At 63.3% G+C, this 21,183-nt stretch carries 22 protein-coding genes; 6 read left to right on the top strand and 16 right to left on the bottom strand.

What is annotated here, in order from left to right:
- Positions 1-143: 143 nt before the first annotated feature.
- Together rnt and pyrC are read right to left on the bottom strand one after the other, a co-directional pair.
- Positions 144-818 (bottom strand): ribonuclease T, encoded by a 675-nt coding sequence (gene rnt / locus PCLY_RS23605; RefSeq protein WP_061242928.1) that lies wholly within the window; start codon positions 816-818, stop codon positions 144-146.
- A complete protein-coding gene (pyrC, locus tag PCLY_RS23610) occupies positions 815-1,861 on the bottom strand; it encodes a dihydroorotase (protein ID WP_061242931.1) in 1,047 nt (348 codons plus the stop codon). Before pyrC ends, rnt begins: the two co-directional genes overlap by 4 nt.
- 153 nt (positions 1,862-2,014) lie before the next feature.
- Between pyrC and PCLY_RS23615 the strand changes: the two genes are divergently transcribed.
- The 3 genes from PCLY_RS23615 to gloA all read left to right on the top strand — a co-directional run bounded on the left by PCLY_RS23615 (position 2,015) and on the right by gloA (position 4,760).
- Complete coding sequence (locus PCLY_RS23615) at positions 2,015-2,962, top strand: flagellar protein MotY (protein WP_061242934.1); 948 nt, start codon at positions 2,015-2,017, stop codon at positions 2,960-2,962.
- A 117-nt stretch (positions 2,963-3,079) separates the two neighbouring features.
- On the top strand, positions 3,080-4,297 hold the full coding sequence (locus tag PCLY_RS23620) for an argininosuccinate synthase (RefSeq protein ID WP_061242937.1): 1,218 nt from the start codon (positions 3,080-3,082) through the stop codon (positions 4,295-4,297).
- 70 nt (positions 4,298-4,367) lie between these two features.
- Positions 4,368-4,760, top strand: coding sequence for a lactoylglutathione lyase (gene gloA / locus PCLY_RS23625; protein WP_061242940.1), 393 nt, complete (start codon positions 4,368-4,370; stop codon positions 4,758-4,760).
- Between the two features lie 55 nt (positions 4,761-4,815).
- Here gloA and PCLY_RS23630 read toward each other — a convergent pair whose 3' ends face one another.
- The 10 genes from PCLY_RS23630 to metG all read right to left on the bottom strand — a co-directional run bounded on the left by PCLY_RS23630 (position 4,816) and on the right by metG (position 14,850).
- Positions 4,816-4,995, bottom strand: coding sequence for a PA3496 family putative envelope integrity protein (locus PCLY_RS23630; protein WP_004423730.1), 180 nt, complete (start codon positions 4,993-4,995; stop codon positions 4,816-4,818).
- A gap of 111 nt (positions 4,996-5,106) precedes the next feature.
- On the bottom strand, positions 5,107-5,745 hold the full coding sequence (gene nth / locus PCLY_RS23635; RefSeq protein WP_061242943.1) for an endonuclease III: 639 nt from the start codon (positions 5,743-5,745) through the stop codon (positions 5,107-5,109).
- The gene (locus PCLY_RS23640; RefSeq protein ID WP_061242947.1) at positions 5,742-6,449 is read right to left on the bottom strand and encodes an electron transport complex subunit E; all 708 of its coding nucleotides are present in this window, start codon (positions 6,447-6,449) and stop codon (positions 5,742-5,744) included. Before PCLY_RS23640 ends, nth begins: the two co-directional genes overlap by 4 nt.
- On the bottom strand, positions 6,446-7,081 hold the full coding sequence (gene rsxG, locus PCLY_RS23645) for an electron transport complex subunit RsxG (RefSeq protein ID WP_061242950.1): 636 nt from the start codon (positions 7,079-7,081) through the stop codon (positions 6,446-6,448). Before rsxG ends, PCLY_RS23640 begins: the two co-directional genes overlap by 4 nt.
- Positions 7,082-7,083: 2 nt before the next feature.
- Entirely contained in the window at positions 7,084-8,115 is a 1,032-nt protein-coding gene (locus PCLY_RS23650; protein ID WP_061242953.1) for an RnfABCDGE type electron transport complex subunit D, read from the bottom strand.
- 142 nt (positions 8,116-8,257) lie between these two features.
- Positions 8,258-10,738 carry an electron transport complex subunit RsxC gene (gene rsxC / locus PCLY_RS23655; protein WP_231740212.1) on the bottom strand — a complete coding sequence of 827 codons (2,481 nt, stop codon included), beginning with the start codon at positions 10,736-10,738 and terminating at the stop codon, positions 8,258-8,260.
- A gap of 5 nt (positions 10,739-10,743) precedes the next feature.
- Positions 10,744-11,319 carry an electron transport complex subunit RsxB gene (gene rsxB, locus PCLY_RS23660; protein WP_061242956.1) on the bottom strand — a complete coding sequence of 192 codons (576 nt, stop codon included), beginning with the start codon at positions 11,317-11,319 and terminating at the stop codon, positions 10,744-10,746.
- Positions 11,316-11,900 carry an electron transport complex subunit RsxA gene (gene rsxA / locus PCLY_RS23665; RefSeq protein WP_061242958.1) on the bottom strand — a complete coding sequence of 195 codons (585 nt, stop codon included), beginning with the start codon at positions 11,898-11,900 and terminating at the stop codon, positions 11,316-11,318. The genes rsxB and rsxA overlap by 4 nt, the downstream gene beginning before the upstream one ends.
- A 124-nt stretch (positions 11,901-12,024) precedes the next feature.
- Positions 12,025-12,792 (bottom strand): DUF4349 domain-containing protein, encoded by a 768-nt coding sequence (locus PCLY_RS23670; protein ID WP_061242961.1) that lies wholly within the window; start codon positions 12,790-12,792, stop codon positions 12,025-12,027.
- A 21-nt stretch (positions 12,793-12,813) separates the two neighbouring features.
- A complete protein-coding gene (gene metG, locus PCLY_RS23675; RefSeq protein ID WP_061242963.1) occupies positions 12,814-14,850 on the bottom strand; it encodes a methionine--tRNA ligase in 2,037 nt (678 codons plus the stop codon).
- A gap of 161 nt (positions 14,851-15,011) precedes the next feature.
- On the opposite strand from metG, the gene apbC reads away from it, so the two are divergent.
- Positions 15,012-16,100 (top strand): iron-sulfur cluster carrier protein ApbC, encoded by a 1,089-nt coding sequence (gene apbC, locus PCLY_RS23680; RefSeq protein WP_061242966.1) that lies wholly within the window; start codon positions 15,012-15,014, stop codon positions 16,098-16,100.
- Positions 16,101-16,510: 410 nt separating this feature from the next.
- Here apbC and PCLY_RS23685 read toward each other — a convergent pair whose 3' ends face one another.
- Complete coding sequence (locus PCLY_RS23685; RefSeq protein WP_013714598.1) at positions 16,511-16,720, bottom strand: cold-shock protein; 210 nt, start codon at positions 16,718-16,720, stop codon at positions 16,511-16,513.
- A gap of 300 nt (positions 16,721-17,020) precedes the next feature.
- Here PCLY_RS23685 and dcd point away from each other — a divergent pair, with 300 nt between their 5' ends.
- A complete protein-coding gene (dcd, locus tag PCLY_RS23690; RefSeq protein WP_061242969.1) occupies positions 17,021-17,587 on the top strand; it encodes a dCTP deaminase in 567 nt (188 codons plus the stop codon).
- A gap of 55 nt (positions 17,588-17,642) precedes the next feature.
- Here dcd and nadE read toward each other — a convergent pair whose 3' ends face one another.
- The 3 genes from nadE to PCLY_RS23705 are packed head-to-tail and all read right to left on the bottom strand — an operon-like array spanning position 17,643 to position 20,321.
- Positions 17,643-18,470, bottom strand: a complete 828-nt coding sequence (gene nadE / locus PCLY_RS23695) for an ammonia-dependent NAD(+) synthetase (RefSeq protein ID WP_061242971.1) — start codon at positions 18,468-18,470, stop codon at positions 17,643-17,645.
- Between the two features lie 10 nt (positions 18,471-18,480).
- A complete protein-coding gene (pncB, locus tag PCLY_RS23700) occupies positions 18,481-19,680 on the bottom strand; it encodes a nicotinate phosphoribosyltransferase (RefSeq protein ID WP_061242974.1) in 1,200 nt (399 codons plus the stop codon).
- A complete protein-coding gene (locus tag PCLY_RS23705; RefSeq protein ID WP_061242977.1) occupies positions 19,677-20,321 on the bottom strand; it encodes a nicotinamidase in 645 nt (214 codons plus the stop codon). Before PCLY_RS23705 ends, pncB begins: the two co-directional genes overlap by 4 nt.
- 141 nt (positions 20,322-20,462) lie before the next feature.
- On the opposite strand from PCLY_RS23705, the gene PCLY_RS23710 reads away from it, so the two are divergent.
- Complete coding sequence (locus tag PCLY_RS23710) at positions 20,463-21,155, top strand: NUDIX domain-containing protein (RefSeq protein ID WP_061242980.1); 693 nt, start codon at positions 20,463-20,465, stop codon at positions 21,153-21,155.
- Positions 21,156-21,183: the final 28 nt, after the last annotated feature.

Consider the following 21,183-nt stretch of genomic DNA (forward strand, 5'->3'; position numbering starts at 1 on the left):
GGATCGGATACTAATGTTAATGAGAATGCTTGTCAAAGATCGTATGTGAATGATCGCAGCAGCTGACGAACGGTATTGCGCCGTTGAGCGCGCATTAAAAAACCGGCCGAGGCCGGTTTCTTAATGCGTGCGAACGTTAGCGGTTACTGGTCGAATTCATCCCAGCCGCCCATTTCCTTCCAGCGGTTGACGATGCCGCAGAACAGTTCGGCGGTCTTCTCGGTGTCGTAGCGCGCCGAGTGTGCTTCCTTGCCGTCGAACTCGATGCCGGCCGTCTGGCAGGCCTTGGCGAGTACGGTCTGGCCATAGGCAAGGCCGGCCAGGGTGGCGGTATCGAAGCTGGAGAAGGGATGGAAGGGGTTGCGCTTGATGCCGCAACGCGCCACCGCCGCATTGAGAAAGCCCAGGTCGAAACTGCTGTTGTGGCCAACCAGGATCGCGCGTTTGCAACCAGCCGACTTGATCGACTTGCGCAGGCCCTTGAAGATTTCCCCCAGTGCATGCTCCTCGCTCACCGCCATGCGCAGCGGGTGGTCGAGCTTGATGCCGGTGAACTCCAGTGCCGCCGCTTCGATATTGGCGCCCTCGAAGGGCTCGATGCGGAAGAAGTGGGTGTGGTCCGGGTAGAGGAAACCACCTTCGTCCATGGCGATGGTGGTCGCGGCGATTTCCAGCAGCGCGTCGGTGGCACTGTTGAAACCGCCGGTCTCGACGTCCACGACCACTGGCAGATAGCCGCGAAAGCGCGCCGCCATCGGCGTGCGCGGGCCGGACGGCAGGCTCGGTTCGAGTTCGTCTTCGTAGTTGTCCTCGCTCACGCCTGACCCTCCAGCAGTTTCCAGCGCAGGGTTTCGCCAGCGCGCAGCGGTACGACGCTATTGTCGCCCAGTGGCAGGGTGGCCGGTACGGTCCATTCCTCGCGCACCAGGGTGATGCTGTCGCTGTTGCGCGGCATGCCGTAGAAGTCCGGGCCGTGGAAGCTGGCGAAGGCCTCCAGCTTGTCCAGCGCATTGCGCTGCTCGAAAGCCTCGGCATACAGCTCGATGGCGGCATAGGCGGTGTAGCAGCCGGCGCAGCCGCAGGCGGCTTCCTTGGCGTGCTTGACGTGCGGCGCCGAGTCGGTGCCGAGGAAGAACTTGACGTTGCCGCTGGTGGCGGCATCGAGCAGGGCTTCCTGATGCACATTGCGCTTGAGGATCGGCAGGCAATAGAAGTGCGGACGAATGCCGCCAACCAGCATGTGGTTGCGGTTGTACAGCAGGTGATGCGCGGTGATGGTGGCGCCAACGTTGGCCGAGGCCGCCTCGACGAACTGCACCGCGTCACGGGTGGTGATGTGCTCGAACACCACCTTGAGCGTCGGGAAGCGTTCGACCACGCGGGTCAGGTGTTCGTCGATGAAGGCCTTCTCGCGATCGAACACGTCGATCTCGGCGCGGGTCACTTCACCGTGTACCAGCAGCAGCATGCCGACTTCAGCCATGGCTTCGAGGGCCGGGAAGATCTTGTCGATGCTGGTCACGCCCGAGTCGGAGTTGGTGGTGGCGCCGGCCGGGTAGAGCTTGGCGGCATGCACGAAGCCGCTAGCCTTGGCCGCCCGCACGTCCTCGGGGCTGGTGTTGTCGGTGAGGTAGAGCACCATCAGCGGTTCGAAGCGGCTGCCGGCCGGGCGCGCCGCGAGGATGCGCTGGCGATAGGCGTCGGCTTCGGCGGCATTGCGCACCGGCGGAACCAGGTTGGGCATGATGATGGCGCGGCCGAAAGTGCGCGCGGCATCGCCGACTGTGTGTGGCAGCACTGCGCCGTCGCGCAGGTGAATGTGCCAGTCATCGGGACGCAGAAGAGTCAGGCGGTCGGACATGGAGGCTTCCAGGCGGGTAAAACGTGGCCGCATGGTAACTGAAAAGCGCCTGTTCGCGCTCGCGCCGACGCGACAATCGAACGCAGGGGGTCAAGTTTCCGCGCGCCTGACCGATACCCCTTGGGAATGCCGTGAACCGCCGTGGAGTCGACCGTGCGTGTGCCCAATTTGCTTCTGATCAGCCTGCTGGCTGGCATGCCGCTGTGTATGCCAGCACATGCCATCAGCTTCCAGACGCGGCTGGAAAAGGTGGAGTGGACCGTCGAGGGTGATCGGTTCGAATGCCGCCTGAGTCAGACGATCAGCAATTTCGGCAGTGGCGAGTTCGTGCGCCGGGCCGGGGAGCAGGTCACCTTTCGCCTCAAGGCACGTGAGCGCTGGATGGGCGCCGGTTCGGCTACCTTGCTGGCAGCGGCGGCGCCCTGGCAGCCTGGTCGCGGCGACATCAACCTGGGTGTGGTCAGTGTCGGCAATGGCGAGGTGCCGTTCAACAGCTCCCAGGAGCAGGGCGCGCGCCTGCTTACCGGCTTGCTCGAAGGGCGCAGCCCGCTGGTGCGCCACCGCACCCTCAACGGCAGCGAGAATCTGGAGGTGCGGCTGCTGCCGGTGAAGTTTCACAAAGCCTATGACGACTACCAGGCCTGTACCGCGAAGCTGTTGCCAGTCAATTTCGACCAGATTCGCCAGGCGCAGATCGGCTTTCCCGGTGGCGGCATCGACCTCGATCCGATGGCCAAGGCCAAGCTCGATATCATCCTCGACTTCGTCAAGGCCGACCCGAGCATCAACAGTTTCCAGATCGACGGCCATGCCGACAACACCGGCAATCGCCTGACCAATCGCGACCTGTCACGCCGCCGTGCCCTGGCCGTGCAGGAGTATCTGGTGGCCGGTGGCATACCGGTGGAGCAGATCACCATGCGCTTTCATGGCGAGCGTTACCCGCTGGTGCCGAACAACAGCGAAGCCAATCGCGCCAAGAACCGCCGCGCGACCTTGCGCCTCGATCGGGTGCCCGCAGCGCAAGCCCCGTCTCAGAGCGCGCCGCAGACCGCTCCCTCGAGTACACCGGTCGACCCGGCGGGAAGTGCGCCCTCCTGAGCAAAAAAAGCGGGTTGTCGCCGTCGCTTCGTCGTCACAAGCTGTCGCGCCCCTGTAAATTGAGGCGCGAGGCCAGTAGAATCACGGGTTTTACCGTACAACCCGTGGAGTGATGGCATGGCGGACGTCAAAAAGGTAGTTCTGGCCTATTCCGGTGGCCTGGACACCTCGGTGATCCTCAAGTGGCTGCAAGATACCTATAACTGTGAAGTGGTGACCTTCACCGCCGACCTCGGTCAGGGTGAGGAGGTCGAGCCGGCCCGCGCCAAGGCTCAGGCCATGGGCGTCAAGGAAATCTACATCGACGATCTGCGCGAAGAGTTCGTGCGTGATTTCGTCTACCCGATGTTCCGCGCCAACACCGTTTACGAAGGCGAGTACCTGCTGGGTACTTCCATCGCCCGTCCGCTGATCGCCAAGCGCCTGATCGAAATCGCCAACGAGACTGGCGCCGACGCCATCTCCCACGGCGCCACCGGCAAGGGCAACGACCAGGTGCGTTTCGAGCTGGGCGCCTACGCGCTCAAGCCGGGTGTGAAAGTCATCGCTCCGTGGCGCGAGTGGGATCTGCTGTCGCGCGAGAAGCTGATGGACTACGCCGAGAAGCACGCCATCCCGATCGAGCGCCACGGCAAGAAGAAGTCGCCGTACTCCATGGACGCCAACCTGCTGCACATCTCCTATGAAGGTGGCGTGCTGGAAGACACCTGGACCGAGCACGAAGAAGACATGTGGAAGTGGACTGTCTCCCCTGAGGCAGCACCGGACGCACCGACTTATATCGAGCTGAGCTACAAGGCCGGTGACATCGTCGCCATCGACGGCAAGGCCATGACCCCGGCTCAGGTGCTGGCCGAACTGAACCGCATCGGCGGCGAGAATGGCATCGGCCGTCTGGATATCGTCGAGAACCGTTTCGTCGGCATGAAGTCCCGTGGCTGCTACGAGACCCCCGGCGGCACCATCATGCTCAAGGCCCACCGCGCCATCGAGTCGATCACCCTCGACCGCGAAGTGGCTCACCTGAAAGACGAGCTGATGCCGAAATACGCCAGCCTGATCTACAACGGTTTCTGGTGGAGCCCGGAGCGTCTGATGCTGCAACAGATGATCGACGCCTCGCAGGCCAACGTGAACGGTGTGGTGCGCCTGAAGCTGTACAAGGGCAACGTCATCGTCACCGGCCGCAAGTCCGACGATTCGCTGTTCGACGCCAACATCGCGACCTTCGAGGAAGATGGCGGCGCCTACAATCAGCAGGACGCGGCGGGCTTCATCAAGCTCAACGCCCTGCGCATGCGCATCGCCGCTGGCAAGGGCCGCAAGCTGGTCTAAGCTGAGCGACCTGCGCCACAAGAGCCCCGGCCATGTGCCGGGGTTCTGCTTTCTAGAGGAGTGAAACCCGATGAGGCTACTGCACACCATGCTGCGCGTCGGCGATCTGGACACATCTATCGCCTTCTACACCGAAGTGCTGGGCATGACCCTGCTGCGCCGCAAGGATTACCCGGACGGCCAGTTCACCCTGGCATTCGTCGGTTATGGCGACGAGGCGCACAACAGCGTGATCGAGTTGACCCATAACTGGGGCGTCACTGACTACGAGCTCGGTACCGGCTACGGGCATATCGCGCTGGAAGTCGAGAATGTCTACAAGGCCTGCGAGGACATCCGTGGCCGTGGTGGCAAGATCACCCGCGAGCCCGGCCCGATGAAGCATGGCACCAGCATCCTGGCCTTCGTCGAGGACCCGGACGGCTACAAGATCGAGTTGCTCTCGCCCTCTCGCCGTGACTGAACGAGAGATACGAAAAGCCCCGCATCAGCGGGGCTTTTTCTTGCAGCGTCCGACTTCAGATATCGAAGTCGTATTCAGCCAATTGCTTATGCAGGCGACGTTCTTCGAGGAAGTTGTCGATGATGCGGCGCTTGGTCAGGTTGGTCTTGGCAACTTCCACCGCAGGCTCGGCATCGTCTGCATCGTCCGCGACAAAGTCTTCGTCCAGCTCGAGGTCTTCTTTGTCAGTGCTCATCTATTCCACTCCAGGCCAGTTACTGAGGCCATTTGCGCACCTTATAGCGGCAAAAATTGAGCGGGTAAAAAAGATTTTTTCAATCAGGAGATCGTCGGATTCTATAGACGATCAATCGTCGGAAGTCTTGGCCTTGTACTCGCACAGGTCTTCGATGCGGCAGGCGCCGCAGCGGGGTTTGCGCGCGGTGCAGACGTAGCGTCCGTGCAGGATCAGCCAGTGGTGGGCGTCGAGCAGATAATCCCTGGGCACGAACTTGAGCAGCTTTTTCTCCACCTCGACCACATTCTTGCCCGGCGCGATGCCGGTGCGGTTGCTGACGCGGAAGATATGCGTGTCCACGGCCATGGCCAGCTGGCGAAAGGCGGTGTTGAGCACCACGTTGGCGGTCTTGCGACCGACACCGGGAAGCGCTTCGAGATCCTCGCGGTTGTCCGGCACCTGACTGCCGTGCTTCTCGATGAGGAGGCGGCAGGCCTCGATGACGTTCTTCGCCTTGCTGTTGTACAGGCCGATGGTCTTGATGTACTCGGAAAGTCCCTCGACGCCGAGGGCGTAGATGGCTTCGGGTGTATTGGCTACCGGAAACAGCTTGGCTGTGGCCTTGTTGACGCTGACGTCGGTGGCCTGGGCCGATAGCGTCACCGCTACCAGCAGCTCGAAGGGCGTGCTGTAGGCCAGCTCGGTCTTCGGCTCGGGGTTGTCCTCGTGCAGGCGGCGGAAGATTTCCAGGCGTTTGGCGGCGTTCATTCGATCACCCCGGTGACGCGAACGCGACGACTTTGCGCAGGCAGCTCAGGCGCAGCGGCCTGGGCCCGTTCGGCGGCGATCTGGTCGATGCGGTTCTTGCCGGCGATCAGCAGGCCGAGGACGATGAAGGCTCCCGGCGGCAGGATGGCCAGCAGGAAGCCGCGGTAGTCCTGTACCAGGGTGAGTTTCCAGTCGGCGGCCATGGGGCCGAACAGCAGATGCATGTTGGCGAACAGCGCGCCGGTGCCGAGCAGTTCGCGAATGGCGCCGATCAGCACCAGCACCGTGCCGAAGCCCAGGCCCATCATCAGGCCGTCATAGGCGGCGCGGGCCGGGTCGTGCTTGGCGGCGAAGCCGTCGGCGCGGCCGAGGATCACGCAGTTGGTGGTGATCAGCGGGATGAAGATGCCGAGGATCTGGTACAGCTCGTAAGTGTAGGCCTGCATCAGCAGTTCGATGCAGGTGGTCAGCGCGGCGATGATCATGACGAAGGCCGGCAGGCGCACGGCGGTGTTGACCACGCCGCGCACCAGCGACACGGCGGTGTTGGAGCAGATCAGCACCACGGCGCTGGCCAGGGCCAGGCCCAGGGCATTGACTGTGGAGTTGCTCACCCCCAGCAGCGGGCAGAGGCCGAGCAGTTGCACCAGCGCCGGGTTGTTCTTCCACAGGCCGTTGAGGCTGATTTCGCGGTAGCTGGTCATTGCTCGTCCTCTACCAGGCCCAGCAACTGGGCGCGGTGCGTGTCGAAGTAGCGCAGGGCGCCGTGCACGGCCTTGACCACCGCGCGCGGGGTGATGGTGGCACCGGCGAACTGGTCGAAGTCGCCACGGTCCTTCTTCACCGCCCAGCCTTCCTCGGCGGGATCGCTCAGGGACTTACCGGCGAAGCCGAGTATCCAGTCGCTCTTGGCCAGCTCGATCTTGTCGCCCAGGCCTGGGGTTTCCTTGTGACTGAGCACGCGCACGCCGGCCAGACGGCCGTCGGCGTAGATGCCCACCAGCAGATGAATGGCGCCGCTGTAGCCGTCCGGCGCGGTCACCGGCAGGATCAGCGCGCTGGGCTGGCCGGCCTTGAGTGCCAGGTAGGCGGACTGTGGGCTGCGGTGGCCCAACTCGGGGGCGTTGAGTTCGATGCGGTTGTCCAGCAGGTGATTGTCGTAGCTGCCGGCCGGCAGGATTTCGGCCAGGGCGCGTACCTGCGCTTCGCGTTCGGCGGCGGCGATACGCTCGGCCGTACCCTGCTGCAGCAGGGCGACGCTGCCGACTGTGCCGATGGCGAACAGGCCAAGCACCAGGGCATTTTTCAGCATCGAGCGGCTGATTTCCGGCAGCATGCTCATTCTCCCAGCTTGAAGCCGCTATTGGGCTTGCGGTGGCCGTAGCTGCGCGGCCGCGTGTAGTAGTCGATGGTCGGTGCCGCCAGGTTCATCAACAGCACAGCGAAGGCCACCGCGTCCGGGTAGCCGCCCCAGGTGCGGATCACATAGACCAGCACGCCGACACCGATGCCGAACACCAGGCGCCCGCGATTGCTGGTCGCGCCGGACACCGGGTCGGTGACGATGAAGAAGGCGCCGAGCATAGTGGCGCCCGTCAGCAGGTGGAACAGCGGCGAGCCGTTGGAGTCCGAGCCGCTGCCGTTCCAGAACAGCAGGCTCATGACGAACAGCGCGGCGAGCATGCCCACCGGTGCGTGCCAGGTGAACAGGCGCTTGTGCAGCAGGTACAGGCCACCGGCGAGGAAGGCCAGGTTGACCGCTTCGCTGCCGGCGCCGCCGAAATGGCCGAAGGCCGGGTTGCTGGCGTGCAGTTCGTCGATGGTCAGGCTCTTGTTGACCTTCAGTGCGTCCAGCGCGGTGGCCTGGGCCCAGCCATCCGGCAGGTTGGCGATGCCGAGAATGTGCTGGATGCCGTCGAGTGCTGCGACGCCATGCGGCGCCGGCCAACTGGTCATGTCGACGGGGAAGGAAATCAGCACCACCACGTAGCCGACCATGGCCGGGTTGAACGGGTTCTGCCCGAGGCCTCCATAGAGTTGCTTGCCGAAGCCGATGGCAAAACCGCAGGCGATCAGCGTCAACCACCAGGGCGAGTAGGGTGGCAGTGCCAGGGCCAGCAACACGGCGGTGACCAGGGCGCTGTAGTCCTTGAGGAAGAACGCCAGCGGGCGCTTGCGTGCAGCCAACAGGGCGGCCTCGAAGCCCAGTGCGCAGAGGCTGGCCCAGACCAGGTTGAACAGGGTGCCGATGCCGAACAGCCAGGTCAGGGCAAGAATGCCGGGCACCGTGGCCAGCAGCACCTGCAGCATGACCTGCTGGGTACGGTTGCTGCCCGTGGCATGGGGCGATGTGATGCGGGGCAGGGCCATCGGCGCTCCTGTTACTGCGTTCGTATTGACCGCAGTGGTGTTCATTCCCCGGATTGCATCCGGGCTACGGTTGTCTGTGCCGCCCGGATGATCCGGCGCGACGGGGTATCTTTTGTAGCCCGGATGCAATCCGGGAAAGTTGTCAGGCTTGGTATTCCGCCAGCTTGCGTTCGGCTTCGGCCAGACGCGTGCGGGCCTGCTCCAGCGCATCGCCGGCGGCGTTGTCGTCACGCTCCAGCTTGCGCAGGTCGGCGCGGGCGAAGGCGACTTCGGTCTTCAGGGCTTTCAGCTCGGCATCCACGCCAGGCCGTTCGGTGCGCACCAGCTCCGGGGCTGGCTTGCCCGAGGCTGCCTCGGCGGTGTGCAGGGCTTGTTCAGCGGCGGCCAGGGCATCGCGTAGCGGCTGCAAGGAGGCTTCATCGGCGCCGGCCTTCTCGGCCTTCTTCAGTTCGGCGCGTTTCATCGCCAGTTCGATCTTGGCTTTCTTCAGCGCTTCGTCGCCGGCGGGTTTGGCAGCGGCAGCGGGCTTTTGGCTGTCCAGCTCGGCCAGCGCTTTCTCGGCGGCATCCAGCTGCTGGCGCACACGGGCGATTTCGGCCTGCTGCTCCTCGTCCGGGGTCTCGAGCTTCTCCAGCTTGCGCAGCTGGGCCTTGAGCATGGCGGCTTCGATCTTGGCCTTCTTCAGTGCCTCGTCGCCGGCGGGTTTGGCAGCGGCAGCGGGTTTCTCGCTGTCCAGTTCAGCCAGGGCCTTTTCGGCGGCTTCCAGCTGCTGGCGCACACGGGCGATCTCGGCCTGCTGTTCGTCGTCCGGGCTGTCGAGCTTCTCCAGCTTGCGCAGCTGGGCCTTGAGCATGGCGGCTTCGATCTTGGCCTTCTTCAGCGCCTCGTCGCCGGCGGGTTTCGGTGCTGGCACGGGTGCCGCTGCCTGGGCGTTGGCCAGCGCCTTTTGTGCGGTTTCGGCTGCAGCACGCAGTTCGGCGACCTGGGCTTGCAGCTCCGGCGTGTCGTGGGCGGCCAGTTGCTTTTCCGCCTTCTTCAGCGCGACTTGGGCCATGCTGGCTTCGATCTTGAGTTTTTTCAGCGCTTCGTCCGCCGGTGAAGCCGCCGCTACCGGAGGGGCTTCGGCTTGTGCGGCCTTGGCGCGGGCGGCTTTCTCGGCACGCGCCTTGCGTTCGGCTTCCTTCTGCTCTTCGGCGCGGCGCAGGCGTTCCTGGCGTTGCTCGAAACGCTGCTTGGAGTGTTCGGCCTTGAGTTGTTTCTGTTCCAACTCGCGGATTTCCGCCTTGGCCACGCGGTAGTACTGCACCAGCGGAATGCTCGATGGGCAGACATAGGCGCAGGCGCCGCACTCGATGCAGTCGAACAGGTTGTGCGCCTTGAGCTGCTCGTGTTCCTGGCCCAGGGCGAAGAAATGCAGCTGCTGCGGCAGCAGGCTGGCCGGGCAGGCCTCGGCGCATTCGCCGCAGCGGATGCAGGGCATGGCTGGCGGTGGTGGCGGCAGCTCGGCGGCGGTGCTGGCCAGCAGGCAGTTGCTGGTCTTGATCAGCGGTACGTCCAGCGAGGGCAGGGTGAAGCCCATCATCGGTCCGCCCATGATCAGGCGATTGAGCTTGCCCTGATCGAGCCCGGCAAAACTCAGCAGTTCGCCCACGGGCGTACCGATCAGCGCCTCGACGTTGCCGGGCCGCGCCAGCGCTTCGCCGGTCAGGGTGGTGATGCGCGAGATCAGTGGCTTGCCCAGCAGCACGGCATCGTGGATGGCCACGCAGGTGCCGACGTTCTGGCAGAGGATGCCGATATCGGCGGGCAGGCCGCCGCTGGGCACTTCGACGCCGGTGAGAATCTGGATCAGCTGCTTCTCGCCACCGGACGGGTACTTGGTCGGGAACCCCCGTACCTGATAGTCGCGCCCGGCACAGGCGGCTTGCACGGCGGCGATGGCTTCGGGTTTGTTGTCCTCGATGCCGATCAGCACCTGCTGTGGCTGGATCAGGTGGGTGAGCACGTCGATACCGGCCACCAGTTCGGCGGCACGTTCACGCATCAGCAGATCATCGGCGGTGATGTAGGGCTCGCACTCGGTGCCGTTGATGATCAGTGTGTGGATCTTCTGCGTCGGCCGTGCGGTGAGTTTGACCGCTGTGGGAAAGCCTGCGCCACCCAGGCCGTTGATGCCGGCCTCGCGGATCAGCGTCAGCAGTTCGGCCGGCTCCAGGCTGCGGTAATCGGCGGGTGGCGCCAGCTCGATCCACTCATCCAGACCGTCGCTGTCGATGACGATGGCCGGCGCCAGCATGCCGGAGGCATGGGGGTAGGGCTGCTCACCGATCAAGGCGATGGTGCCGGAGGTCGGTGCGTGCAACGGCACGCTGACAACACCGTTAGCATTGGCGATTTTCTCGCCCTTGCGCACGCGCTGACCAACCACCACGCAGGGCTCCGCAGCCGCGCCGATATGCTGGCCGAGCGGCAACACCAGGCGCCTGGGCAGTGGCGCCGGCTGGATCGGCGTGCGGTTGGACAGCTCCTTGCGCTCGGCCGGATGAATACCGCCTGGAATGTCCCAGATCTTCATGGCGTCAGCGTGGCTTGCCCGCGCTGCGCCCATGTCGTCTTTTGACATGACGCTCATGCTGCCTGCTCCCGGTCACTGGCGATCAGTTGGCCGGGCGTCAGCGGCTTGTCCCACTTCCAGCTTTGCACGCTGCTACCGACTTCGAGCATGTCGATGCAGTCCACCGGGCAGGGTTCGACGCACAGGTCGCAGCCGGTGCATTCGCTGACGATGACCGTGTGCATCTGCCGCGCCGCACCGACGATGGCATCCACCGGGCAGGCCTGAATGCATTTGGTGCAGCCGATGCACTCGGCTTCGCGGATGAAGGCGACCATCTGCGGCTTCTCGCCTTCCACCGCATCCAGCGGCTCGGCCTCGACGTCGAGCAGGTCGGCCAGTGCAGCAATGGTGGCCTCGCCGCCAGGCGGGCACTTGTTGATCTTGTCGCCGCCGGCAATGGCCTCGGCGTAGGGTTTGCAGCCGGGGTAGCCGCACTGGCCGCATTGGGTCTGCGGCAGCAGGGCGTTGATCTGCTCGGCGATGGGGTCGCCCTCGACCTTGAAGCGCACGGCGGCAAAGCCGAGGATGGCGCCGGCGATCAGGCACAGCGCGAGCAGGGCGAGTACGGCGACCAGAACCAGGCTCATAGCTTGATCAGCCCGGAGAAGCCCATGAACGCCAGCGACATCAGTCCGGCGGTGATCATGCCGATGGCCGCGCCCTGGAAGGATTTCGGCACGTCGGCGATGGCGATACGTTCACGCATGGCAGCGAACAGCACCAGCACCAGAGAGAAGCCCAGACCGGCGGCGAAACCGTTGACGGTGGCGGTGATGAAGGTGAACTCGGCCTTGTTGGCGTTGAGCAGGGCCACGCCTAGTACGATGCAGTTGGTGGTGATCAGCGGCAGGAAGATGCCCAGCACGCGGTACAGCAGCGGGCTGGTCTTGTTCACCACCATCTCGGTGAATTGCACGGTCACGGCAATTACCAGGATGAAGCTGATGGTACGCAGAAATTCGAGGTCCAGCGGTTTGAGTACGTACTGCTGCACCAGGTAGCTGCACATGGCCGCCAGGGTCAGCACGAAGGTGGTGGCCAGCGACAGGCCGATGGCGGTTTCGATCTTCTTCGACACGCCCATGAACGGGCACAGGCCGAGGAACTGTACCAGTACGAAGTTATTGACCAGGATGGCGCTGACCATGATCAGGACGAGTTCGGTCATCGGGTTGCCGTCGAGTGCACAAAGGCCATAGGAAAAGGGCGCCTATTATCGGGAAGCAGCCCTGGCCATACAAGCCGGATGCGGCGAATCGCCTGCACTTGGCGACCATTCGTCACAGCTCGATTCACTGGCGGGTGAGGCGTCGCCACAGTTTGCGCAGGCCGAGGGCCACGGGAAACAGCACGATGAGGAAGGGCAGACTGTAGCCGATGAACTCGATCAGGTTGGCGGTGCCTTCGGCGAGGTTGTCCTGCAGGCGCGAGAACGCCTCGCCAATGCGGCCCAGGGGGGAGCGCTCGTAAGGGCTGCTGAAGCTCAGGGTCAGCAGGTTGGTATCCAGACGCAGCTGCTGCTGGGCGGCTTCCTGCGCTATGGCCTGCAGCTGTACCTCCAGTGCTGCCTGCTCGCGGGCCAGGGCCAGCAGATCGGCCACGGCGAGGTCATCGCGTTGCTCGAACTGTTGCAAGGTTCGTTGCTGGTGCAGCAGTTGCTCGTGTTGACGACGGTTGTCGCTGACGGCCTGGGCCAGGTCCTCGGCGCGAGTGCTGCGGCTGACCAGCTCGCCGCCTTCGCTGGCCAGCGCGGTGATCGGCTCGACCCCCTCAGGCACTATGCGTAGGGTGAGGTCGCCACGTGGCGCCTGGCCGCTGCTTTGCTGCGCGGAGATCAGGCTGCAGGTGCCGAAACGCTCGCTCAGGCAGGCTTCGCGGGTGGCGGCGATATGCTCACCAATGCGCTCGGCGGGCAGCTCGATGGCTACATGGTGTTCATAGGCCAGGTAGCTGCCGGCCTTGTTGCGTTCACCTTGCAGGGCGCCGCCAGGTGGAGCCCCCGATTGCTCGGAGCACCCGGCCAATGCGGCCAGCAGCGCCACTACCATCCATGGCTTCATCCTTGCCTCCTGGCGTGTGCCTTACTTGACGCGCTGGCCTGGCTTGGCGCCGCTGTCCGGGCTGAGCAGGTAGATCTCTTCGCCGCCGGGGCCGGCGGCCAGAACCATGCCTTCGCTGACGCCGAACTTCATCTTGCGCGGCGCCAGGTTGGCGACGTACAGGGTCAGGCGGCCTTCCAGTTTGCTCGGGTCCGGGTAGGCGGACTTGATGCCGGAGAACACGTTGCGCTTCTCGTCGCCGATATCCAGCGACAGGCGCAACAGCTTGTCGGCGCCCTCGACGAACTCGCACTTCTCGATCAGGGCGATACGCAGGTCGACGGCAGCGAAGGCATCGAAGTTGATCTCGGCAGCCAGCGGGTCTTTGCTCAGCTCGCCGTTACCCTGTGGTTTCGGCGCTTCGGCGGCCAGGTCTTCCTTGGAGGCTGCGATCATGGCTTCGATCTTCGCTGGCTCGATGCGGGTCAGCAGCGGGTTGAAGGGATTCAGCTGATGGTTGGCCAGCGGCAGCGCCAGTTCGGACCAGGTTTGCGGCTTCACGTTGAGGAAGGCTTCGGCCTCGGCGGCCAGCTTTGGCAGCACCGGTTTGAGCATGATCACCAACTGGCGGAACAGGTTGATACCCAGGGCGCAGATTTCCTGCACCTCGGCCTGCTTGCCTTCGACCTTATTCAGGGCCCAGGGCGCCTTGTCGGCGATCCAGGCGTTGGCGCGGTCGGCCAGTGCCATGATCTCGCGCATGGCGCGGGAGAAGTCACGCGCCTCGTAGGCTTCGGCGATGCTCGGTGCGGCAGCCTGAAAGGCTTCCCACAGTTCGGGCTCGGGGTTGGCGGCAACCAGCAGGCCGGCATTGCCCTTGTGAATGAAGCCGGCGCAGCGGCTGGCGATGTTGACCACCTTGCCGACCAGGTCCGAGTTGACCTTCTGCACGAAGTCTTCGAGGTTCAGGTCGAGGTCATCAACGCCGCGGCTCAGCTTGGACGCGTAGTAGTAACGCAGGTATTCCGGGTTCAGATGGTCCAGGTAGGTGCGCGCCTTGATGAAGGTGCCGCGCGACTTGGACATCTTCTGACCGTTGACCGTCAGGTAGCCGTGTACGTTGACTGCGGTCGGCTTGCGGTAGCCCGCGCCTTCGAGCATGGCCGGCCAGAACAGGGCGTGGAAGTTGACGATGTCCTTGCCGATGAAGTGGTACAGCTCGGCGCTCGAATCCTTGCCCCAGAAGGCGTCGAAATCCAGTTCCGGGCGTTTGCTGCAGAGGTTCTTGAAGCTGGCCATGTAGCCGATCGGCGCGTCCAGCCAGACGTAGAAGTACTTGCCCGGCTCGTCGGGGATCTCGAAACCGAAGTAGGGCGCATCGCGGCTGATGTCCCACTCCTGCAGGCCGCTATCGAGCCATTCGGCGATCTTGTTGGCGACCGCTTCCTGCAGCGCGCCGGAGCGCGTCCACTGCTTGAGCATGGCCTCGAAGTCCGGCAGTTTGAAGAAGAAGTGCTGCGACTCCTTGAGCACCGGCACCGCGCCGGAGATGGCCGAACGCGGGTTCTTCAGCTCGGTCGGCGAATAGGTCGCGCCGCATTTCTCGCAGTTGTCACCGTACTGATCCTCGGTGCCGCACTTCGGGCAGGTGCCCTTGATGAAGCGGTCGGCGAGGAACATGCCTTTTTCGGGATCGAAATACTGGGTCACCGCGCGGGTGGCGATGTGGCCTTTGTCGCGCAGCGCCAGGTAGATGGATGCCGACAGCTCGCGGTTTTCGTCCGAGTGGGTCGAGTGGTAGTTGTCGAAGTCCACGCCGAAATCGGCGAAATCGGCCATGTGCTCGGCACGCACGCCGTCGATCAATTGTTCGGGCGTGATGCCTTCTTTCTCGGCGCGCAGCATGATGGCCGAGCCGTGGGCGTCGTCGGCGCAGACGTAGATCGCCTGGTTGCCGCGCAGCTTCTGGTAGCGCACCCACATGTCGGTCTGCACGTACTCGAGCATATGGCCGAGGTGGATGGAGCCGTTGGCGTAGGGTAGGGCGCTGGTAACGAGAATCTTGCGGGCTTCGGTCATGGTGATCGGCTGCACTGGTAAAACGAGGGAAGTCGACAACTATAAGGGAAGCGACAAGCTTCAAGCTACCTGCGGCAAGGAAAAGCCCGTGCTGCATTGCACCGGAAGGCTGCTGTTATGATGACGGCCTGATTTTTCTGCCTGCCTTCTGGAGTTCTTGCATGAGTGCCGTCACCCGCGAAGCGGTCGAAGCTTGTCTGCGTCAGTTCACCGACCCCCATCTCGATCAGGACCCGGTCAGTGCCGGTTGTCTGCGTGAAGTCGACATTCAGGGCGCGCGCGTATCCGTGCGTTTGGAACTCGGTTATGCCGCCGGGTTGTTCAAGAATGGCTGGGCGCAGATGTTGCAAATGGCGCTGGAGAACCTCGAAGGTGTCGACAGCGCCCAGGTGCAGGTCGATTGTGTGATCGACTCGCACCAGGGCCAGGCTCAGGTGCCGGCACTGGCCGGGGTGAAGAACGTGATCGCCGTGGCCTCCGGCAAGGGCGGTGTAGGAAAGTCCACCACCGCCGCCAACCTGGCGCTGGCCCTGGCGCGTGAAGGGGCGCGGGTGGGCATTCTCGATGCCGATATCTATGGTCCGAGCCAGGGCATCATGTTCGGCATCGCCGAGGGCACGCGACCGGAAGTGCGTGAGCAGAAGTGGTTCGTGCCGCTCGAGGCTCATGGCGTGCAGGTGATGTCCATGGCCTTTCTCACCGACGACAACACGCCGATGGTGTGGCGCGGGCCGATGGTCAGTGGTGCGTTGCTGCAGCTGATCACCCAGACGGCCTGGAACGATCTCGATTATCTGGTGGTGGACATGCCGCCGGGCACCGGCGACATCCAGCTGACCCTGGCGCAGAAGGTGCCGGTGGCTGGCAGCGTGATCGTCACCACCCCGCAGGACCTGGCCTTGCTCGATGCCCGCAAAGGCGTGGAGATGTTCCGCAAGGTGCACATCCCGGTGCTTGGCGTGGTGGAGAACATGGCGGTGCACATCTGCTCCAACTGCGGCCATGCCGAGCACCTGTTCGGCGAAGGTGGCGGCGAAAAGCTCGCCGCGCAGTACGGTGTCGAATTGCTGGCCTCGCTGCCGCTGTCGATGGCCATTCGTATGCAGGCCGACGATGGCAAGCCGACCACCATTGCCGATCCGGAAAGCCAGATCGCCATGATCTATCAGGACCTGGCGCGCAAGGTCGGCGCGCGTATCGCTATGGCGGGCAAGCCGGTCATGCCGAATATCGAGATCAGCGAGGACTGAAAGCAGCCGCGTAGCGGCATCTGATGACCCTCTCCCATTTATGGGGCGAAGAGGCGCGTTTTGGAAGCATCGCTTCCTGCGCCTATGAGCGCCTGATCGCGAAGCGATCAGGCCGGGGCGCGGAGCGGGGTGCCCGAAGGGCGGGAGAGGGTAGGCAGGCGACTCGTTTTTGGCTTGGCGAATCTCCAATTGCCCTGTGGCGTGGGCAAGCTGCAGCGTTCCACCTCTCTGTTAAAGCACTTGGTACCGAAGTGCGGCGACAGCGTTAAGTAATCGATGCACCGATCCCCTCTTTTTGTAGGAGCGGCTTCAGCCGCGAATCGCGGATAAATCCGCTCCTGCAGGGCGTGCGAACAGGCATAAAAAAACCCCGCACTAGGCGAGGTTTTTTTCAAGCGGGGTAGTGCAGGTTAGATAACCTGAACTTCCTCAGCCTGCATGCCTTTCTGGCCACGGGTAGCCACGAAGGAGACCTGCTGGCCTTCCTTCAGGGTCTTGAAACCGTCGCTCTGGATGGCTTTGAAGTGTACGAACAGGTCGTCACCGGATTGCGGAGTGATGAAGCCGTAGCCTTTCTCATCGTTGAACCACTTAACGGTGCCAGTCTGACGATTGGACATGTGATGTCTCCTAACAAAAGTAATAACAGCCCTGGAAAAGCCCAGGCCGGGACTGAGTGCAACGAGTACTAGGAGTCGGACGATGTTTGGATCGAGATCTAGGCATCTAGTAGCGATTCGCGGTGACACATGCAGCACAGTGGGGACACCATACGTGTTTTTATCGCCAAGTGCGAATAGTCGATGCAGCTTTTTTGCAAATAATGGCTTGAGGGCGCGCCGGCAATCTTTGAAGCGTGGCCTCTGCATCGGTAAGATGCGCTCACTTTTCTCGTAACCGCCCACTCAGGACACCTCGCCATGAGCATCAAATCGGACAAGTGGATTCGCCGCATGGCCCAGGAACACGGCATGATCGAGCCGTTCGTAGAGCGCCAGGTGCGTGGCGCCGACGCCAGTCGGGTGATCTCCTACGGTGTATCCAGCTACGGCTACGACGTGCGCTGCGCCGATGAATTCAAAGTGTTCACCAACATCCACTCGGCCATCGTCGATCCGAAGAATTTCGATGAGAAGAGCTTCGTCGACATCAAGAGCGACGTCTGCATCATTCCGCCGAACTCCTTCGCCCTGGCCCGTACCGTCGAATATTTCCGTATTCCTCGCGATGTACTGACCATCTGCCTGGGCAAGAGCACCTACGCGCGCTGCGGCATCATCGTCAACGTCACGCCGCTGGAGCCCGAGTGGGAAGGGCACGTGACCCTGGAGTTCTCCAACACCACCAACCTGCCGGCGAAGATCTACGCCAACGAAGGCGTGGCGCAGATGCTGTTCCTGCAGTCCGACGAGGCTTGTGAGGTGTCGTACCGTGATCGCGGCGGCAAGTATCAGGGCCAGACCGGCGTAACCCTGCCCAAGGCCTGATTTACTCGAACGCACAAAAAAGCCGGGCAATGCCCGGCTTTTTTGTGCCCGCTGTTCAGGGCACTAGCGGCAGTTCGCGTTTGTGGCGGGTGTTGTCGTAGGTGCGCACGATGGTGGCGTAGGCTTCGTCGCTGACGTTCTCGCCATGCAGGAAGGCGTCGATTTCGGCGTAGGTGACGCCATGCGCCTCCTCATCAGGTTTGCCTGGGCGCAGCTCTTCCAGGTCAGCGGTCGGTGTTTTCATCACCAGGTGCTGCGGCGCGCCAAGATGCTTGGCTATGGCGCGCACCTGATTCTTCACCAGGCCGGACAGGGGGGCGAGGTCGCAGGCGCCGTCGCCGAACTTGGTGAAGAAGCCCATCACCGCCTCGGCAGCGTGGTCAGTGCCGATCACCAGGCCATTGTTGGCGTTGGCGATGGCGAACTGGGCGACCATGCGGATACGCGCCTTGATATTGCCGACGACGAAATCGCGGCGGGCGTCGGCCAGTTTCTGCAGATGCGTGACCTGCTCGCCGAGACCGCTGACGCTGGCGGCGATATTGACCGTGTCTTCTTCATCCGCGCGGATGAATTGCAGCGAATCCTGGGCGTCGTGTTCGTCGTGCTGGGCGTTGTGCGGCAGGCGCACGGCGATGAAGCGGTAGCCGGTGTCAGCCGTTTCGGCGCGCAGTTCCTCGACCGACAACTGGGCCAGACGCCCGGCCGTCAGCGAGTCGACGCCGCCGCTGATGCCCAGCACCAGCACTTTGAGGCCGGACTGCTTGAGGGTGTTCTTGATGAAGTGCTTGCGGCGCTCGATCTCTGCGCTCAGTGCTGCCTCATCGGCGAACGGTGGCACCACGTCGAGGGCGGCGGCGATTTCGGCTTGGCGATTGCTCATGTCTGGGTCCTCACTGGTTCACGCGAAAGACGTGTTTCAGGTAACTGACGAAATTCTCGTCGCGGCATTGGGTCTTGCCGGGCGTGTCGGAAATCTTCGCCACTGGCTGACCGTTGCAGGCGACCATCTTGATCACGATGTTCATGGGGGTGACGCCGGGGATGTCGCAGGTCAGGTTGGTGCCGATGCCGAAGCTTACGTGGATTCGCTCGGAAAGTGCACGGTAGAGCTGTAGCGACTTGGGCAGGTCGAGCCCGTCGGAGAACACCAGGGTTTTGCTCATCGGGTCGATGCCGAGTTTCTCGTAGTGGGCGATGGCTTTTTCTGCCCAGATCAGCGGGTCGCCGGAATCATGGCGCAGGCCGTCGAAGAGCTTGGCGAAGTACAGGTCGAAATCGGCCAGGAAGGCATCCATGGTGATGCAGTCGGTCAGCGCGATGCCGAGCAGGCCGCGGTACTCGCGCACCCAGCAGTCGAGCGCGGCGATCTGGCTGTCGATCAGGCGCGGGCCAAGCTGCTGGTGTGCCATCAGCCATTCGTGGGCCATGGTGCCGATGGGCTTGAGGTCGAGCTCACGGGCCAGGTGCACGTTACTGGTGCCGACGAAACGCCCAGGAAAGTCGCGCTTGAGAATGTGCACGGCTTGCTCCTGCGTACGGTAGGAGAAGCGCCTGCGGGTGCCGAAGTCGGCCAGTTGGAAACCGGCCAGCTCGCTCGGCGAGGCTTCGGCCTTGAGCCAGTCGAGCTTCTCGTACAGTCGCTCGGCGGCCTGCTCGAGCAGCACTTCGCGGTAGCGATAGCGGTTGCGCACTTCGCTGACGATGGCCAGCAGCGGCACTTCGAAGAGAATCACGTGCAACCAGGGACCGCGCAGGCGGATGTTCAACTGGCCGTCTTCGATGCTGGTGTGTACGTAGCGCAGGTTGAAGCGGAACAGGCTGAGGAAGCGAATGAAGTCCGGTTTGATGAAGGGGATGCGCTCGAGGAACGCCAGCTGATCGACGCTCAGGCTCAGCTCGCTGAGGCGTTCGATCTGGTAGCGGATCTCGGCCAGGTAGGGCGTCAGGTCCTCGCTGCTGCGGCAGCGGAATTCCCATTCCACTTCGGCGTTGGGGTAGTTATGCAGCACCGCCTGCATCATGGTCAGCTTGTACAGGTCGGTGTCCAGCAGGTTCTGCACGGTGCGGTCGGCGAAGATACTCTCGCTCATCGCAGATTCTCCTTGGCGAGGGTGCCATCCAGGTGTTCCAGGCTGGCGGCAAGTGTAATGCCCTGTTCGCGCATGGCGATGCAGGCGGTTTCGGCTGTTTCGCCGGCGATCGCGCGGCAGGCTGGCAGGTAGACGATGACTTCGAAGCCGGCGCGGCGCAGCTGCAGGGCGGTGGTCTTGACGCAGTAATCCAGGGCCAGGCCGCCGACCAGTACGAGGCTGACGTCATTGTGCCGGAGAAACTCGATCACACCCGTGCTGCGCTTCTCGGCCAGATCGTGGTAGCAGGCGCCATAGGGGTGCAGGTCAGGCTCCACGCCTTTCCACACGAAGTAATCGTAATCCAGCGGCGCCGGCAGCTCGTCGAGCAGCTCGAAACCCGGCGTGCCCGGCACGCAGTGGCTGACCCAGGTCAGGTCGGCATTCGCCAGCGGCAGGGGGCGCAGCATCTCATCGTGGCTGTCGACGACCCAGGACGCCTGCGGGCTGTGCGCGTCCTTGCTGCCGATACGCAACTGGGCGCGTGCGGCCAGCTGATTCAGCGCCGGGGCGATGGTGTCGCCCCCGGGTACCGGCAGTTCGTTGGGGCACAGCGGGGTGAAGCCTTTCTGGGCGTCGACATCGAAGCTGGCAATCTTCATGGTGCGCCTCCTTCTCTTGGGTGAGTGACTACATATTTCACCTGATGAAATATGTAGTCAAGCGTTTTTACCAATTCCTGCGTGAAAAGTGAGGAGTTATTGGTCAAGATGAAATAAGTACATGAAGGAACAGGGGGCAGGATGAGTGCAGTGGAGGTTCTGGCCGGGGTGGATATCGTCGCCCTGCGTCTGAGCGAGGAGGGTGCGCTTCAGGTGCTCCTGTTGCGTCGTCAGCGCGAACCCTACGCCGGGCAATGGGCGCTGCCGGGAGTGTTGATCAACGGCCGATGCGCCGATGCCAGCCTGGATGCAGCAGCAGCTCGGGCGCTGGAGGACAAGGCGCGCCTGCAGCCGCACTATCTGGAGCAGGTGGCGACGGTCGGAAATGGTGTGCGCGACCCTCGCGGCTGGTCGTTGAGCACGTGCTATCTGGCGTTACTTGCGCCCGATGCCGAGCCGCAGGATGACAATCTGCGATTCGTCGAATTGTCCGGCCTTACCGCCGGTGCGCAGGCATTGCCATTCGATCACACGCAGCTGGTGCGTCTGGCGGTCGAGCGGCTACGGGGCAAGTCGGTCTACAGTTCGCTGCCGCTCTACTTGCTGGCGCCGCGATTTACCGTGACCGAGGCGCTGACGGCGTTTCAGGCCTGTCTGGGTGAGCCGGTGCAGCACACCACCTTGCGCGGAAGGCTGGAGCGGATGAAGGCGCAGGGCTGGATCAGCGACACCGGGCAGAAGAACTACCCGAAGATGGGGCGGCCACAGAATCTGCTGGAGCATGGCCCGCACACGGGCGAGGCCTTTATTTTCGACCGCAGCCTTCTGGCTTAGCAGGCGTTCGCTGAATTGCAGGCAAAAA

Origin of the sequence: Ectopseudomonas composti, from assembly GCF_001567565.1 — a bacterium.
GTDB lineage: Bacteria > Pseudomonadota > Gammaproteobacteria > Pseudomonadales > Pseudomonadaceae > Aquipseudomonas > Aquipseudomonas composti_A.

Excerpts from the sequence above, each read along its gene's own strand:
- pyrC (WP_061242931.1), bottom strand. The coding sequence starts at position 1,861 with ATGTCCGACCGCCTGACTCTTCTGCGTCCCGATGACTGGCACATTCAC.
- PCLY_RS23620 (WP_061242937.1), top strand. The coding sequence starts at position 3,080 with ATGGCGGACGTCAAAAAGGTAGTTCTGGCCTATTCCGGTGGCCTGGAC.
- gloA (WP_061242940.1), top strand. The coding sequence starts at position 4,368 with ATGAGGCTACTGCACACCATGCTGCGCGTCGGCGATCTGGACACATCT.
- PCLY_RS23630 (WP_004423730.1), bottom strand. The coding sequence starts at position 4,995 with ATGAGCACTGACAAAGAAGACCTCGAGCTGGACGAAGACTTTGTCGCG.
- nth (WP_061242943.1), bottom strand. The coding sequence starts at position 5,745 with ATGAACGCCGCCAAACGCCTGGAAATCTTCCGCCGCCTGCACGAGGAC.
- PCLY_RS23640 (WP_061242947.1), bottom strand. The coding sequence starts at position 6,449 with ATGACCAGCTACCGCGAAATCAGCCTCAACGGCCTGTGGAAGAACAAC.
- rsxG (WP_061242950.1), bottom strand. The coding sequence starts at position 7,081 with ATGCTGCCGGAAATCAGCCGCTCGATGCTGAAAAATGCCCTGGTGCTT.
- PCLY_RS23650 (WP_061242953.1), bottom strand. The coding sequence starts at position 8,115 with ATGGCCCTGCCCCGCATCACATCGCCCCATGCCACGGGCAGCAACCGT.
- rsxC (WP_231740212.1), bottom strand. The coding sequence starts at position 10,738 with ATGTCAAAAGACGACATGGGCGCAGCGCGGGCAAGCCACGCTGACGCC.
- rsxB (WP_061242956.1), bottom strand. The coding sequence starts at position 11,319 with ATGAGCCTGGTTCTGGTCGCCGTACTCGCCCTGCTCGCGCTGTGCCTG.
- rsxA (WP_061242958.1), bottom strand. The coding sequence starts at position 11,900 with ATGACCGAACTCGTCCTGATCATGGTCAGCGCCATCCTGGTCAATAAC.
- PCLY_RS23670 (WP_061242961.1), bottom strand. The coding sequence starts at position 12,792 with ATGAAGCCATGGATGGTAGTGGCGCTGCTGGCCGCATTGGCCGGGTGC.
- metG (WP_061242963.1), bottom strand. The coding sequence starts at position 14,850 with ATGACCGAAGCCCGCAAGATTCTCGTTACCAGCGCCCTACCCTACGCC.
- apbC (WP_061242966.1), top strand. The coding sequence starts at position 15,012 with ATGAGTGCCGTCACCCGCGAAGCGGTCGAAGCTTGTCTGCGTCAGTTC.
- PCLY_RS23685 (WP_013714598.1), bottom strand. The coding sequence starts at position 16,720 with ATGTCCAATCGTCAGACTGGCACCGTTAAGTGGTTCAACGATGAGAAA.
- dcd (WP_061242969.1), top strand. The coding sequence starts at position 17,021 with ATGAGCATCAAATCGGACAAGTGGATTCGCCGCATGGCCCAGGAACAC.
- nadE (WP_061242971.1), bottom strand. The coding sequence starts at position 18,470 with ATGAGCAATCGCCAAGCCGAAATCGCCGCCGCCCTCGACGTGGTGCCA.
- pncB (WP_061242974.1), bottom strand. The coding sequence starts at position 19,680 with ATGAGCGAGAGTATCTTCGCCGACCGCACCGTGCAGAACCTGCTGGAC.
- PCLY_RS23705 (WP_061242977.1), bottom strand. The coding sequence starts at position 20,321 with ATGAAGATTGCCAGCTTCGATGTCGACGCCCAGAAAGGCTTCACCCCG.
- PCLY_RS23710 (WP_061242980.1), top strand. The coding sequence starts at position 20,463 with ATGAGTGCAGTGGAGGTTCTGGCCGGGGTGGATATCGTCGCCCTGCGT.